General features: G+C 62.9%; 13 protein-coding genes. 3 read left to right on the forward strand and 10 right to left on the reverse strand.

Annotated elements, in window-relative coordinates; genetic code table 11:
• The first annotated feature begins 32 nt into the window (after window positions 1–32).
• Window positions 33–2231, forward strand: coding sequence for an OsmC domain/YcaO domain-containing protein (locus ACW9IN_RS01925; protein WP_457364296.1), 2199 nt, complete (start codon window positions 33–35; stop codon window positions 2229–2231).
• Between the two features lie 177 nt (window positions 2232–2408).
• Here ACW9IN_RS01925 and ACW9IN_RS01930 read toward each other — a convergent pair whose 3' ends face one another.
• Both ACW9IN_RS01930 and ACW9IN_RS01935 read right to left on the reverse strand, forming a co-directional pair.
• Complete coding sequence (locus tag ACW9IN_RS01930; protein WP_457364297.1) at window positions 2409–3575, reverse strand: cystathionine gamma-synthase; 1167 nt, start codon at window positions 3573–3575, stop codon at window positions 2409–2411.
• Window positions 3572–4948 carry a pyridoxal-phosphate dependent enzyme gene (locus ACW9IN_RS01935; RefSeq protein ID WP_457364298.1) on the reverse strand — a complete coding sequence of 459 codons (1377 nt, stop codon included), beginning with the start codon at window positions 4946–4948 and terminating at the stop codon, window positions 3572–3574. Before ACW9IN_RS01935 ends, ACW9IN_RS01930 begins: the two co-directional genes overlap by 4 nt.
• A gap of 263 nt (window positions 4949–5211) precedes the next feature.
• On the opposite strand from ACW9IN_RS01935, the gene atzF reads away from it, so the two are divergent.
• A complete protein-coding gene (gene atzF, locus ACW9IN_RS01940) occupies window positions 5212–7008 on the forward strand; it encodes an allophanate hydrolase (protein ID WP_457364299.1) in 1797 nt (598 codons plus the stop codon).
• A gap of 2 nt (window positions 7009–7010) precedes the next feature.
• Entirely contained in the window at window positions 7011–7718 is a 708-nt protein-coding gene (locus tag ACW9IN_RS01945) for a GntR family transcriptional regulator (protein WP_457364300.1), read from the forward strand.
• Here the strand turns inward: ACW9IN_RS01945 and dapA are convergent.
• The 8 genes from dapA to ACW9IN_RS01985 form a co-directional block, all read right to left on the reverse strand.
• Complete coding sequence (gene dapA, locus ACW9IN_RS01950) at window positions 7701–8564, reverse strand: 4-hydroxy-tetrahydrodipicolinate synthase (RefSeq protein WP_457364301.1); 864 nt, start codon at window positions 8562–8564, stop codon at window positions 7701–7703. The genes ACW9IN_RS01945 and dapA overlap by 18 nt on opposite strands.
• A gap of 284 nt (window positions 8565–8848) precedes the next feature.
• Complete coding sequence (locus ACW9IN_RS01955) at window positions 8849–9832, reverse strand: alpha/beta hydrolase (RefSeq protein WP_457364302.1); 984 nt, start codon at window positions 9830–9832, stop codon at window positions 8849–8851.
• Between the two features lie 6 nt (window positions 9833–9838).
• Window positions 9839–11230, reverse strand: coding sequence for a hypothetical protein (locus ACW9IN_RS01960; protein WP_457364303.1), 1392 nt, complete (start codon window positions 11228–11230; stop codon window positions 9839–9841).
• Window positions 11231–11350: 120 nt separating this feature from the next.
• Entirely contained in the window at window positions 11351–11830 is a 480-nt protein-coding gene (locus ACW9IN_RS01965) for a VOC family protein (protein ID WP_457364304.1), read from the reverse strand.
• 79 nt (window positions 11831–11909) lie between these two features.
• Window positions 11910–12392 (reverse strand): hypothetical protein, encoded by a 483-nt coding sequence (locus ACW9IN_RS01970; protein WP_457364305.1) that lies wholly within the window; start codon window positions 12390–12392, stop codon window positions 11910–11912.
• A 110-nt stretch (window positions 12393–12502) separates the two neighbouring features.
• Entirely contained in the window at window positions 12503–13540 is a 1038-nt protein-coding gene (locus ACW9IN_RS01975; RefSeq protein WP_457364306.1) for a helix-turn-helix domain-containing protein, read from the reverse strand.
• A gap of 309 nt (window positions 13541–13849) precedes the next feature.
• A complete protein-coding gene (locus ACW9IN_RS01980; RefSeq protein ID WP_457364307.1) occupies window positions 13850–14536 on the reverse strand; it encodes a hypothetical protein in 687 nt (228 codons plus the stop codon).
• Between the two features lie 145 nt (window positions 14537–14681).
• On the reverse strand, window positions 14682–15587 hold the full coding sequence (locus tag ACW9IN_RS01985; RefSeq protein ID WP_457364308.1) for an AraC family transcriptional regulator: 906 nt from the start codon (window positions 15585–15587) through the stop codon (window positions 14682–14684).
• Window positions 15588–15684: the final 97 nt, after the last annotated feature.

The raw sequence follows: 15684 nt of genomic DNA on the forward strand, positions 1-15684 counted from the left end.
ATTTCGTTTAGCCCGTTATTCTGGTGTACCCCATGGAAATCAAGGTCAACTTTCTCGATAACCTGCGACTTGAAGCCAAGTTCGACGACTTCACGGTGATTGCCGACCAGCCTATCCGCTACAAGGGCGATGGCTCGGCGCCGGGGCCGTTCGACTATTTCCTGGCGTCGTCGGCATTGTGCGCGGCGTATTTCGTGAAGTTGTACTGCCAGACCCGCAACATTCCCACGGACAATATCCGGTTGTCGCAGAACAACATCGTCGACCCGGAGAACCGTTACAACCAGATTTTCAAGATCCAGGTGGAGTTGCCGGCGGACATTTCCGATAAGGACCGTCAAGGCATCCTGCGCTCCATCGACCGTTGCACCGTGAAGAAAGTGGTGCAGGCCGGTCCTGAATTCGTGATCGAAGAGGTGGAAAACCTCGACGCCGACGCCCAGGCGTTGCTGATGCCGAGCAGCACTTGCGAGGGCGGTACCTACATCGCCGGCAAGGACCTGCCGCTGGAGCAGACCATCGCCAATATGTCGGGCATCCTCGCCGGGCTGGGCATGAAGATCGAAATCGCCTCGTGGCGCAACATCGTGCCCAACGTCTGGTCGCTGCATATCCGCGATGCGCAGTCGCCGATGTGTTTCACCAACGGCAAGGGCGCGACCAAGGAAGGAGCACTGGCCTCGGCCTTGGGCGAGTTCATCGAGCGCCTCAACTGCAACTTCTTCTACAACGATCAATTCTGGGGCGAGGAACTGGCCAATGCGCCGTTCGTGCATTACCCGGACGAGCGCTGGTTCCAGCCGGGCCCCAACGACGAGCTGCCCGCTGAAATTCTCGATGCCTACTGCCGCAAGGTCTACGACCGCGAAGGCGAATTGCGCGGTTCGCACCTGTACGACACCAACTCGGGCAATGAAGCGCGCGGCATCGTTTCGCTGCCGTTCGTGCGCCAGTCGGACGGTGAGGTGGTGTATTTCCCGTCGAACCTGATCGAAAACCTCTACCTCAGCAACGGCATGAGTGCCGGCAACACCCTGGCCGAAGCCCAGGTGCAGTGCCTGTCGGAGATTTTCGAGCGGGCGGTCAAGCGTGAAATCATCGAAGGCGAATTCGCGTTGCCGGACGTGCCGGCCGAGGTACTGGCCAAGTACCCGGGCATCGTCGCCGGTATCGAGGGCCTGGAAGCCCAGGGTTTCCCGGTACTGGTCAAGGACGCCTCCCTGGGCGGCGAATTCCCGGTGATGTGCGTGACCTTGATGAACCCGCGCACCGGCGGGGTGTTTGCCTCGTTCGGTGCCCACCCGAGCTTCGAAGTGGCGCTGGAGCGCAGCCTCACCGAACTGCTGCAAGGTCGCAGCTTCGAAGGGCTCAACGACTTGCCGCAGCCGACGTTCGAAGCCCAGGCGGTGACCGAGCCGAACAACTTCGTCGAGCACTTCATCGACTCCAGCGGCGTGGTGTCGTGGCGCTTCTTCAGCGCCCAGTCGGACTATGAGTTCGTGGAGTGGGATTTCTCGGGGCAGGGTGAAGACTCCAATGCCGAAGAGGCCGCGACGCTGTTCGGCATTCTCGAAGGCATGGGCAAGGAGTCCTACATGGCGGTGTACGAGCATCTCGGCGCAACCGCTTGCCGCATCCTGGTGCCGGACTACTCGGAAATCTACCCGGTGGATGACCTGATCTGGGACAACACCAACAAAGCGCTGTTCTTCCGCGCCGATATCCTCAACCTGCACGCGCTCGATGAACAGGCCCTGCAAGCCTTGCTCGAGCGCCTGATCGAAAGCGAGCTGGACGACTACACCGACATCACTACGTTGATCGGCATCGAGTTTGACGACAACACCGTGTGGGGTCAGTTGACCATTCTGGAGCTGAAACTGCTGATCTTTCTGGCTTTGCAACAATATGAAGAAGCCAAGGAATGCGTGGAGATGTTCTTGCAGTACAACGACAACACCGTTGAGCGCGGGCTGTTCTACCAGGCGCTGAACGCGGTGTTGGAGATGGAGTTGGACGACGACCTGGAACTGGCGGATTACGAAGCCAACTTCCGCCGGATGTTCGGCAATGAGCGGATGGACGCCGTGATCGGCTCGGTTGACGGCAGCGTGCGTTTCTACGGCCTGACCCCGACCAGCCTGAAACTGGAAGGCCTGGATCGCCATCAGCGCCTGATCGAGAGCTACAAGAAACTGCATGCGGCTCGCGCCAACATAACTCCAGCCTGACTCCAGCGAGAACGCAGTGGCAGGTTTTGATGATTGTTCCCACGCTCCGCGTGGGAATGCCGCCCTAGACGCTCCGCGTCCGCCTTTGAATTCGTGACGCGGAGCGTCACAGGATGCTTTCCCACGCAGAGCGTGGGAACGATCGGTCACCACTGTGTTTCTCCAGAGAGACAGCCGCTAGATCCGTGCCAACGCCTGGGCCAAATCCGCGCGTAAATCTTCCACGTCTTCAACCCCCACCGACAGCCGTACCAGCCCGTCGCCGATGCCCAATTGCGCCCGCGTGGCCGGCGGGATGCTGGCGTGGGTCATGATGGCCGGGTGTTCGATCAGGCTTTCGACGCCCCCCAGGCTTTCGGCCAGGGCGAAGATCTTCACGTTTTCCAGGAAGCGCGTGGCGCCGGCAAGGTCGCTGTTGAGGTCGACCGAAATCATCCCGCCAAACCCACGCATCTGCCGACGCGCCAGTTCATGCTGCGGGTGCGAAGCCAGGCCCGGATAGTAGACGCGCGACACTTGCGGTTGTTTCTCCAGCCAGGTGGCCAGGTCCAGGGCGTTGCTGCAATGACGCTCCATGCGCAGGGCCAGGGTTTTTACCCCGCGCAACGTCAGGAAGGCGTCGAACGGCCCGGCGATGGCGCCCACCGAGTTCTGCAGAAACCCCAGGCGTTCCGCCAGTTCCGGGTTGTGGCCGACGATGGCGATACCGCCGATCACATCGGAGTGGCCGTTAAGGTATTTGGTGGTCGAATGCACCACCACATCAAAACCCAGTTCCAAGGGGCGCTGGATCCACGGGCTGGCGAAAGTGTTGTCGGCCACGCAAATGATGCCGCGATCACGGCAGATGCGGGCGATGGCGCCGAGGTCGGTGAGGCTCAGCAGCGGGTTGCTGGGGGTCTCGACCCAGACCATGCGCGTGTCGTCTTGCAGCGACGCTTCAAAGGCTTGCAGGTCGCTCAGGTCGACGAAGCTGAAGCGGTGCCCGGCGCTGCGCTGCCGCACCTTGTCGAACAGGCGGAAGGTGCCGCCATACAGGTCATTGCCGGACACGATATGGGCGCCCGCGTCCAGCAGCTCCAACACCGTGGAAATCGCCGCCAGCCCGGACGCAAAGGCGAACGCCTGGCTGCCGCCTTCCAGGTCGGCCACGCAGCGTTCCAGGGCGAAACGCGTCGGGTTGTGGGAGCGGCCGTAGTCAAAGCCCTTGTGCACGCCGGGGCTGTCTTGCAGGTAGGTGGAGTTGGCGTAGATCGGCGGCATCAGCGCGCCCGTGGTCGGGTCGGGGGATTGCCCGGCATGGATCACACGGGTGGCAAACGCGCTGTTATCGGACTGACTCATGCAAGGGATCTCCGTAGGTGGTTGAGCAGGTCGACGCGGGTGATCAGGCCATGGAAGCCCGACGCGTCGGCAATGATGGCGACCAGGCCGCGATCCAGTTCTGCCTGGAGTTCAGCCAGGCTGGCGCCGGGGGCCAGGGTGTGCAGGGTGTCGGTCATGGCACTGGCGACAATCATGGCGAAGTCCGCCGCATCGTGGTGCAGGCCGAGGAGGATGTCGGATTCATCGATCACCCCGACCAGCTCCTTGCCGTCCACCAGCACTGGTAATTGCGACACATCGGCCAGGCGCATGCGCTGGAAGGCGGTGAGCAACGTATCGTCGGGGCTCACGCTGATCACGCGGCCATCTTCGAAGCGCCGCGCGATCACGTCGCGCAGGTCGCCGTAGTGCTTGTACTGCAACAGCCCGGCTTCTTTCATCCATTGGTCGTTGTAGACCTTGGACAGGTAGCGCGTACCGGTGTCGCACACGAACGTGACCACACGCTTGGGCTCGGTCTGTTCGCGGCAGTAACGCAGCGCGGCGGCGAGCAGGGTGCCGGTGGACGAGCCGCCCAGGATGCCTTCGGCGCGCAGCAATTGGCGGGCGTGGTCGAAGCTTTCTTCATCGCTGATGGAGTAGGCATGGCGCACGCTGGAAAGGTCGGCAATGGAGGGGATGAAGTCTTCGCCGATGCCTTCCACCGCCCAGGAGCCGGGGGTTTCCAGCTGGCCGCTGCGGCTGTATTCGGCCATCACCGAACCGACCGGATCGGCCAGGACCATCTCCAACTCAGGCTGTACGCGCTTGAAGAAGCGGGTGAGGCCGGTGAGGGTGCCGGCAGAGCCGACGCCCACCACGATGGCGTCCACATCATGCTGTGTCTGCGCCCAGATTTCCGGAGCGGTGCTGGTTTCGTGGGCCAACGGGTTGGCCGGATTGTTGAACTGGTCGGCGAAGAATGAACCGGGAATGTCCTTGGCCAGGCGCGCGGCCACGTCCTGGTAATACTCGGGGTGGCCCTTGCCCACGTCGGAGCGGGTGATATGCACCTCGGCGCCCATGGCCTTCAGGTGCAACACTTTTTCCGTGGACATCTTGTCGGGCACCACCAGCACCACGCGGTAGCCCTTGGCCCGGCCGACCAGCGCCAGGCCCAGGCCGGTGTTGCCGGCGGTGGCTTCGATAATGGTGCCGCCGGGACGCAGGCGGCCATCCCGTTCGGCGGCATCGATCATGGCCAGGCCGATGCGGTCCTTGATGGAGCCGCCGGGGTTCTGGGATTCAAGCTTGAGAAACAAGGTGCAGGGGCCGGTATCGAAACGGCTGACACGAACCAGCGGCGTATTGCCGATCAGTTCGAGTACGGCGGGGCGGGAAAGCGTGGGCATGTCGTCACCTGGTTACGGAATGGGCACAGGGCGGGGCAGCGAATTTCACAGCATGGCTTGGAACATAGGCCGGTATCGCGCACCTCGCAACCGGTGGGTCCGATGAATGTCTTTTTTTGGCGCATGGGGCCGTCGCGGTGCGCCATCAGCGCGCAGGCTGTCGCCAGAAAGGGGGGCACAACCGCTCTGAGTCGGGGGTTCTGGAGGTTGGCCCGTGGTTTGCTAATGGTTATTCAAACTTGGATACAAGACAGGATTTCACGATGCACAACACAATCGGCTGGACCCTGGGTGAGTGGCAGGCGGCGTACCGCAGCGGCACGCTCACACCCGATAGTCTGTTGACTTTGGCCGTGGGCTATCCCGCCGACGACAGCGCCTGGATCAGCCGCGCGCAGCCCAGGCAGTTGGCTGAACAACTGACACGCCTGGCCGAACGACTGGCGGCGGTGGGCGGCGATTTCACCCGGCTGCCGCTGTATGGCGTGCCCTTTGCCATCAAGGACAATATCGATGCCGCCGGTTGGGAAACCACGGCAGCTTGTCCCGAATTTGCCTACGTGCCCGCGTCGGATGCCACCGTGTTGGCCAAGCTGTGCGACGCGGGGGCCATTCTGATGGGCAAGACCAACCTCGACCAGTTCGCCACGGGTCTGGTGGGCACACGCTCGCCCTACGGTGCGGTGGGCAACAGCTTCGACGCGGATTACGTCAGTGGCGGTTCCAGTTCCGGCTCGGCCTCGGTGGTGGCGCGCGGGCTGGTGGCGTTTGCCCTGGGCACCGACACCGCAGGCTCTGGACGGGTGCCGGCCGGGTTCAACAATATCGTGGGCCTGAAGCCGACCAAGGGGCGTTTCTCCAACACCGGCCTGGTGCCGGCGTGTCGCACGGTGGATTGTGTGTCGATTTTTGCCCTCACGGTGGACGATGCCGCGACCGTGGCGCAGGTGGTGGAGGGCTACGACGCCACGGATGCCTATTCGCGTGCCAACCCCTACACCGCGCCGGTGGCGGTGGGTGCCGCCTTTACGCTGGCGATCCCGTCGGTGCTGGAGTTCTTTGGCGACACGCAGACCCAGGCGGTGTTCGAACAGGCGGTCGAGCGCTTCAAGGCGTTGGGCGCGCAGATCACTCCGGTGGATTTCAGCCCGTTCAAGGCACTGGCCGACCAGTTGTACTTCGGGCCTTGGGTGGCCGAACGCACCGTGGCACTGGAACACATGCTGGAACACCAGCCCGGGGCGATCAACAAGGTGGTGCGCGGCATCGTTGACAGCGGCCGCCAGTACAGTGCCTGCGATGCCTACAAGGCCGAGTACCTGCGGGCCGAGTTGAGTCGACAGATCAACGACACGCTGAACGGTTTCGACGCGTTGCTGGTACCCACCTCGCCGACGATTCGCAGCCAGGCAGAGATGGCGCAGGAACCGGTGCGCTACAACTCGCAGTTCGGTTACTACACCAACTTCACCAACCTGGCGGACCTTTCGGCCCTGGCGCTACCCGCCGGGCTGCGCGCTGATGGCTTGCCCAGCGGCATCACCTTGCTCGCGCCGGCCTGGCACGACACGGCCCTGGCCCACTTGGGCAAGCGCTGGCAAGCCGGCCTCGACCTGCCCTTGGGCGCCACCGGACGAGCATTGCCGGCGCCGCAGGCTGCCCCGCAAGCCAGCGGCAGCGTGCGCGTGGCTGTGGTGGGCGCGCACCTTACCGGCATGCCGCTGAACTTCCAGCTGACCCAACGCAACGCGGTATGGGTGGAACAAACCCGCACCGCCGACACCTATCGCCTGTACGCCTTGCCGGGCACGGTGCCGCCCAAACCGGGGCTGGCCCGGGCGGAAAGCGGCGGCTCGATCATCGTCGAGCTATGGGACATGCCCATCGCCCGCCTCGGTGAGTTCGTCGCCGAAATTCCCGCACCATTGGGCATCGGTACGCTCACGCTGGCGGACGGGCGCAGCGTCAAAGGTTTCATCTGTGAGCCCTGGGCCCTGGCCGATGCCTTGGATATCACCGAGTTCGGCGGCTGGCGCGCCTATATCGCGAGCCGGAGTTGAGCATGCAACTGGTGTCTACACGCAAACAGCGGGAGCGCCCCGATAGCTTGGCGGAGCGGATCTACGCGCAACTCAAGGCGGATATCTTCGAGTTTCGCCTGCTGCCCGGTGACCGTTTCAGCGAAGGTGATGTGGCCGCACAAGTGAACGCCAGTCGCACGCCCGTGCGTCAGGCGTTGTACCGACTGGAGCGGGAAGGCTACCTGGAGGTGCATTTCCGCAGTGGCTGGCAGGTCAAACCCTTCGACTTCGACTATTTCGAGGAGCTGTATGACGTGCGCATCGTGCTCGAACTGGCCGCCGTCAGCTGCTTGTGCGAAGGCGGGGCGGTGGACCCTTCGTTGCTGGAGGAACTGAAGGCAATCTGGCTGGTGGAGACGGGCGAGCGCCTGAGCGATACCCAGGCGGTGTCGGCACTGGACGAGCGCTTTCACTGCGCCCTGGTGGAAGCCACCGGCAACCGTGAAATGGCGCGCATGCATCACGAGATCACCGAGAAAATCCGCATCATTCGCAGCCTCGACTTCACTCGGCCCGAGCGCATCGCTGCCACCTACGACGAGCACGGGCAGATCCTCACGGCAATCCTGCAACAGCGCAATGACCTGGCGCAGCCCCTGCTCAAGCGCCATATCGAACTCAGCAAACAGGCCGTGCGCCAGATCACCCTGCACCGGTTGCACCTGGCCCGATCAGTGGCCGGGGTTTGACACCGCCTGCAAGTGCGCCCGCAGGGTTGCGCTGGCCGGCTGCATCGGTGCGCGCAACGCGCTGCCGATCAAGCCTTGCTGGGCCAGCGCCGCTTTGACCGGCGCGGGGTTGGGCTCGATGAACATCGCGTGGATCAACGGCAACAAATCAAAAAACGTCGCCCGCGCCTCGGCGAGCTGGTTGTCGCGCACCTGTTGCCACAGCGTCACGAACCGTTCGGTGTGCACATGGGCCGATGCCGCGATGGCACCGCTGGCGCCCAGACACAGGGCGTTGAAGATCTGTATATCTTCGCCGCACAGCACCTGAACCTGGCCGCTGGCCAGCAGCGCGAGGGTGTTATTCAGGTTGCCACCGCAGTCCTTGATCGCAACGATACGTTCGTGGGCGACGATGTTCAGCAAGGTGGCCTGTTCGAAGGTCGCACCGGTGCGGTAGGGAATGTCGTAGAGAATGATCGGCACGCTGGAGGCGTCGGCCACCGCGCGGAAGAACGCTTCAAGGCCGGCCTGGGAGGGGCGAATGTAGCTCGGCGCGGGCACCAGCAGGCCGGCCACCGGGCGTTTGAGGACTTCGCTCTGGAACTGCAGCAGTTCGAGCTGGTTGTTGCCGGCCAGCCCCATCACCACGCGGTGGGCGGGCACCCATTGCAACACCGCATCAAGCACGGCCAGTTGCTCCTGGCGGTTGAGCGACGCGGCTTCGCCGGTGGTGGTGCACACCATGATGCCCGCGACGTGTTTTTCCAGCAGATGGCTGACCAGCCGGTGCAGGCCGATGAAGTCGATGGCGCCGTCGTGAAACGGTGTGACCACGGGAACCCAGATACCTTGAAACGATGACATGCGCTTTCTCCTGAAGGTAGACCGATCAAGTCACCGTCAGAAGGGCAGAGGGAATTGTGCAAAGGGGGAGAGGTCCGTCGCGCTCAATGTCCTGTCAGCTCATCTGACGGGACAGCGCGCCCCGGTCACATGAGCGACTGTTTCTTCGATTTGAGGGTGCGCGCCACGCAGCCTTGCGCCTTGGCAATCAAGCCAATGGCGCGAAGGTTAGCGAATGACGTTGCAGACATGAGCTGACACACCCTGAAGAAGACCTGCATCTTTATGGATTGTCAGCGGATGTGTCAACCCGCCAGCAGGTGTTCCCGTACAAAACTCACCACCTCGGCTTCCAGCTCCGCGTCTTCCGGCGCGCCCATGAAACCGCCATGGGGCATCGCTTCGAAGATGTGCAGCAGCGCCGGCACCCGTGCCTGGCGCAAGGCCCGGTGCAGGCGCACGGTGTTGGACAGGAACAGGTCTCGCGTGCCGCTTTGCAGGAAAGTCGGCACAAAGCCCTGGGTGAAATCACCGAACAGCGGCGACAGGTACGGGTGGGTCAGGTCGGCACCATTGGCATACAGCAGGTTGGCTGCCATCAGCGGGTTGGGCAGCATCACATCGACCGTACGGTTGACGTGGAAACTGTCGCCCGATTCGGTCAGGTCCACTTCCGGCGACAACAGCACCAGCGCCGCCGGCAGCGGCAAGCCTTCATCACGGGCACGCAGCACCATGGCCACCGCCAGATTGCCACCGGCCGAGCGGCCACCAATCACGATCTGCTGCGGGCGGTGATGTGCGAGCACATGCCGGTAGGTGGCCATGCAGTCGTCCAGCGCCGCCGGGTAAGGGTGTTCCGGCGGCATGCGATAGTCCACGCCGTAGCAACGCAGGCCATGCAGGTCGGCTTGCTTGCCGGCGGCGATGCGGCAGTTGTCACCGCCGCCGAACACCAGCGCACCACCGTGCAGGTCGATGTAGGCCAGGTTGTCGCCCACGGTTTCAGCGGGGGTGGCCACGTGCACGGTGGCGTTCTCCACCACGATGGTCGCCAGCGTCGCGCGCAGCGTGGCCGCCTGGGCGGCGCTGGCGGCTGCGTAATGCTGGGCGACAAGGGCTTGCAGGCGGCGCCAGCCGTCGTGGTCCTCGGGCGCGGGCAGGGGCTGCATCGCGTTCAAGGGCACGCCGTCGGCGCCGACCAGGCGCTTGAGCAGCGCCTGGGCCTGGGGGCTGATCGAGGACGGGACCGGCAGGGTCCGCGCTTCCAGGTGTACGCCGTCGATCATGGGCCGTTACTCGAAGCGATCGATGCGGGTGGTGGAGTAGAAGAACTCGTTCTTGTCCGTGCTCGACTCGTAGAAGTACGCGTAGTCAGTCAGGTAGTACAGGTGGCTGACGCGCTTGTACTCGTCGTTGTCATAGGTGCACGACAAGGCCTTGGCGCTGCCCAGCAATTGCGGGTTGAGCTCGCTGGCCTGCAGTTCGCGCTCGACGACGCAGCGGGTGGTCTGCGGTTTGCCGTAGCTGCCGACGATGCTGTTGAGGGTCGAACGGGTGCTCGAGTAGACCACGGTGTCACCCACCGGCAGGGCCTTCCAGTTGCCGCTGAAGCTCAATTGGGTGAGCGTCGAGCTTTCGGCCATGCCACCGGCACCAAAGGCGGATTTCGATACCAACTGCACCAGGTTGCGCCAGCTGATCGACTGCGACTCATAGCCCTGGCCACGGTTGGCCACGTTCAGTTGACCGCTTGGGGCATCCTGGGTGATGAAGTATTCGTTGCTCGAATCGCTGGTCTTGCCCTTGTAGGTCGAGGTGCCGCTGGTGCGCACGTATTTGAACGTGCGGGTCGGCTTGTCCAGGTTCAGTTGCTGAATGGCCGCCAGTATCTGCGGCTGCACCGAGTTCAATGCGATGGACACGGGGGCCTTCAGGCGCGGCTTGAAGGCCGGCAGCGCGGCGATCTTGTCAGGCGTGGCGCAGACGCTGTTGAACAGCAGCGTATAGTCGGCATTGGCGCCGGCCACCGGCTGCGGGGTCGGGAAGCTGTCGACGCGACCGTCGCTCACGCGGTTGGCCGCATCCATGTCATAACCGGCCAGGGCCTTGTAGGTACCGCCGTTGCAAGCCACGGCGAAGTACTCGCGTTTTTGCGCGTAGGGGGCGTTGTACGGCAGGTCGTTTAGCACCGACGGGTTATCGAAGGCCGCCCAGAAACGGGTTTCGCCATTCACGGTCTTGACGCTGTTGGCGTCGATCAGTACCCAGTTGTCACGCTCGTTGGTCTGGACCAGACGCCAGTCGGGTTTCGGCGTGTCGGCACAGGCGCGGACGAAGGTCTGGTTGGCGGCCAGGGTCGCGCGTAATTCATCGGACAGTTTGCGCGGTGCGCTGTAGCGTCCGGCACTCAGCGGGTATACGCGCTGGGCGCCATCCAGGTAGAGCAAATGCAGCGACGGTGATGAGCAGGCGGCTTCGAACTGCATGGTGCGGCGCACACCGGCGGTGGACTCCGGCATCAGCAATTCGAAACTCAGCGCGTCGCCTTCGCGCACGATGCTGTTCTCGACCAGGGGTTGGGAAAGGGTGCCGGCGAGCATGCGATCGACACTGGATTTCTGGGTGGCGCAGCCGGCCAGGGTGGCGATGCCACCGATGAGCAACAGGGAAGAAATAAAACGCACAGGGGCCTCGTTGAGTCCATTCAGGGATGTAAGGGTGACGGCAGCAGGGTGTGAATCTTTAAGGGTAACTGAATGAAATCGTCAGGGGGCATTCGGATTGAATGCCCCGGCGGGTGATTGTCAGCCCTTGACCGCCGCTTCGATGGCCGCGATATCGATTTTGCCCATGGTCATCATGGCGTCGAAGGCGCGTTTGGCGATGGCCGGGTCGGGATGGGTCACAGCTTCGGTGAGCACGCGCGGGGTGATCTGCCATGACAGCCCCCACTTGTCCTTGCACCAGCCGCAGGCACTGGCCTGGCCGCCATTGCTGACGATGGCGTTCCACAGACGGTCGGTCTCGGCCTGATCCTCGGTGGCCACCTGGAAGGAAAACGCTTCGGTGTGGGGGAACGCCGGGCCGCCGTTCAGCCCCAGGCAGGGAATGCCCATTACGCTGAATTCCACGGTGAGCACGTCGCCGAGTTTGCCCGAGGGATAGTCGCCGGGAGCCAGGTGCACGGCCTTTACGGCGCTGTCAGGGAAGGTCATGGCGTAGAAGGTCGCCGCCTCCAGGGCGGTGCCGTTGTACCAGAGGCACAGGGTGGTTTTGTCGGTCATTTTCGTGCTCCACGGGCGATGGGTGTGTGGAGTCTAGACGAAGCAGAAGGTGCGCCCGGCTTGCCCGCCGGGCGGTGGCTTACATGATGGTGTAGTCCCTGACCACGCCCTTGTTGAGGTGGATATTCAGGCGGCGGTTCTTTTGCTCGGGGGCGATGTTGTCGATGGCGGTGCGCCGTGTATCCAGGGCGTTGTCGTAGGTGTTGCCGGGAATATGGTTGGACACCAGCCCGAGCAAATGGCGCATCGACGCGTTCTGGGTGGTGGAGGGGGAGTAGTTCCAGGTCTCGGTGCCGTCCGCCGAAATCGACTGGTCTTGGGGCTCGCCGTAAAGCGCCTTGAGTTGCTCGGCGGTGGTCTTGCCGGAAATGATATGGGTGCGCACGTAAGTGGTGTCGAACAGTGAAATGTCCGGCCCGGCCTTGCCCTGGATCCCGGGCAGTGACAGGTTGTTGAGGCTGCTGAGCCCGTTGACGCCATTGACGCCGTTGGCACATCCCGACAGCAGGATGGCAGCCACAAGGGGTCCGATGACGTTGCGATTGAGTGCGCGCCTGGCCATGATTTTCTCCGTTTATTCAGGGCTGGATAACAGGGGCCAATCATAAAACGGCGAAAAAAACGCGGAAAAAATCTTCCTGTCCCAGCGTCTCAATGACTTGCCTGGGTGTCTCAGGCGGGCTGCATCTGCTCCAGAATGTTGCGCAGTGAAAACCCGGTATGCCGACCTGCCTGCGCGTGGGAGGGGGCCACCACCAAGGCTTCCCGGGCTTCCCGAGGCGAGTAGCCGAAGGCCTGTTTGAAGGCGCGGCTGAAGTGCGCATCGCTCTTGAATCCGAACTGAAAGGCCAGCCCGGACACCCGATGCCGCACCCCGGAATCCCCCTGAATCATCAACCGCGCCCGGTTCAGGCGGCGCTGCTGGATGTAGGCGGATACGCCGGTTTCCTGGCTGAACACCCGATACAGTTGCGCCCGCGAAATGCCCAGGTGTTTGCACAGGAACGTGGGTGACAAATCCGGATTGCGCAGATGCTGTTCGATCAAGTGGCGGGCGCGGTTGAACAGGGTGAAGTCGATCTCGTCGGCGGCGTTGTGCAGGTTGGCCACCGAGGGCGCAAGGGCCGCCGAGACCATGGCCAGCGTGGCCTGCTGGGCATGGGGGATTTCCTCGGCGCTCAGCCTGGGCAAACGGTATTGCAGGGCGCGCATGTGATCGGCCAGCAATTCGCTCAAGCCGCCTTGCAGCACTTGGCCGTGCAGGTCCTTGTGACCCAGGCTGGGGCTGAGCAGGTCGCGGGGGATGGTCAGGATGATCGTGTCGCCGGCGGTGATCAGGCAGTCCAGTTCACGGGCGAGGTCCAGCAGGTAAATCTGCGAATTGCCCGCCGCCAGCGTCGTGCGCCCGGCGGTGCCGTTGATGGTATGGGACAGGCCCAGGCACAGGTAGTAATGGTCCAGGCTGTCGCGGCGGATCATCTGGGTCGCACGCTTGACCCGGTACGGCACCGGCTCGCCGGCGCCGTCCCAGGCCCCGCAGCCCATCAACAGCGCACCCAGGTAGCCGGTGGCAAGGCGGTAGTTGAAGGCCGTGGACTCCAGCTCGCTGATCGTGATGTCGAAGATGGCGTTGACTTCTTCGCGCCACACTTCAAAGCGTTGTCGGGGCGGATAAGGCTGGGTGGTGAAGGTGTAAAGCGGGTTCTCCACGTGCGGCTCCCTGCGTGACAGCGATGGGTCGATTCAGCGCCGGTTGGAAATAGGCATTGACATTATTCGTAACATCTCTGCAACTTCATTGGCAACGGTCGCTTTTTCTCAACGGAAATCGCAGGCCCTCAGCAATAGTGCTGAGCACATATCGGCTATAGAAGCCCCTGAGTGGCCGAAGTGTCCGGCATGACCATCGAGGCCCACGAGGCGATGGAGAAACTGGGGCTCAAGCTTTAGCACCCGACAGCTGAACAGACTCGGCCCGGCACACGTCGATGCGTTGCCGGGCCGAGTCTGTACAGTCGCTTATTTCAGGGGCGCATTAAGAAAGGTGTCTGCACTTGAACCGTACTCCAGGATTTCATCGCGGCTCAATTTGATCCAGCCGGGCAGCGGGTAGTTTTGGAGGTTCAAGTCCTTCAGCCGGATGATGAAACCACCCTGGTAGTTTCTTCTGTCCAGAATGGTCGGGAAGGCAAAGGTTTGCACTTTGACCGACAGCCATTCCAATGCCTCTGCGGAAATCGACTCATCCGAAAGCGCCGCCAGGGCGTCCTGGTTGCGAATCTCGTCGCGACTGCCGCCATGCAGCCAGACCCGGGTACGGTCAAACGCGTCCATGCGATTCGGGTGGTACGGACCGGGGTCGGGGCGGAAAGGCACAAAGTAGAATTGCTCGGCAAGCGCCGCGTCATAGGCGTTTGCTGCCGCCTTGGCAATCAGGTCACAAGTGGCCTCGGGGTATTCGAACTCGGCTAACCGCTGCTTTGTGCGCGACGTGGAGAACTTGGCGATTTTGCCAGCACCCGATACAGCTTCTGCCAGGCGATCGAAATGGGCCTTGTGAGCTGCACAGGTGTTGAAGTTCAGCCCGTAGGCCAGTGACTCTTTGAGGTGGTTCAGGTTGACCGAGTGGTCTTTGCGTGCGGACTGCACAGCGGTATCGAAGGGAATTTCAGCGACGATCGTTTGGTTAAACATATTCATCTCCATGCTGACTCGAAAGATGAGCAATTACGAAGTCAGCATCGACGAACATGCTGGTTGGACTCAGGCCGGATGCAAGCGCTCATTTACTTGATGGTTGGCTGCCGTGGCACAAAAGTATGAGCAAGCATTACCAAAGTCAAGCAGGCATTCACGCCAAAGCGGCTTGCCGGGAATAGCGCCCAGGCGCCAGTCCGGTGTAGCGCGTAAAGGCCACGCTGAAGGCACTTACTGAGCTGTAGCCGATCCGTTGGGCAATATCGGTGAGGGACTCGGTGCCTTCGCGCAGCAGTTTTTTTGCCTGGGCCATTCGCCACGCCAGCAAGTACTCCATGGGCGCCATGCCGAGGGCTTGCCTGAAGCGCTCGAAGAAGGTCGAGCGCGAGAGGGCGGCCTCTTTGGCCAGGTGGGCCACGGTCCAGGCCTGGTTTGGTCGCTCGTGCATGCAGCGCAGCGCGACGGCCAGGCGTTCGTCGCCGAGCCCGCGCAGCAGGCCGGGTGGGGCGCCGGCGGTCGGGGTCGCGCGCAGGGCTTCGATGAACATCACTTCCAGCAGGTGCGCCAGGATCACGTCCCGCGCCGGGCGTTTGCCGCGTGCCTCTTCGGTGAGCAAATCCACCAGCATCGCCAGGCGGCGCTCGCCGCGCACATGGATCAACCGGGGCAGCAGCGAGACCAACAGTGCCGCATCCGGGGAGCCGAAGGTGCAATGGCCGATCAGCAGATGCACATCGACGGCGGCGTCCTGCGGACCGATGCGAATGTCCCGCGGGCGCACTTCGACCGGCACGGTGTCCGGGGCTTCGGCGGGCAGGGGCTGGACGCTCATCATTGCAAAGTCATAGGCCGCCGGGATCAGCACGAAGTCGCCGGCCTGCAAACCGACAGGCGGCTGCCCGGCGATGGAAAGCCGACACGCGCCGTCGAGAATCGCGTAATAAAACGGCTGGCCCTGCACCGAGCGACTGACCCGCCAGGCCCCGGCACCACTGACCACTTTGGCCAGCGAGGCACGGGGTTGCAGCAGCGTGACCACTTCGGCGAGCGGATCGAGCATGTCGGACTCCTGCGCATAATTGACGGACTGGCGATGATATTCAGTCCGGCTACGACAGCCTATCGTGGTGTTCCTGTCAATCATCGAGGCAAACGCC

This window comes from Pseudomonas sp. SDO5271_S396 (assembly GCF_054071795.1).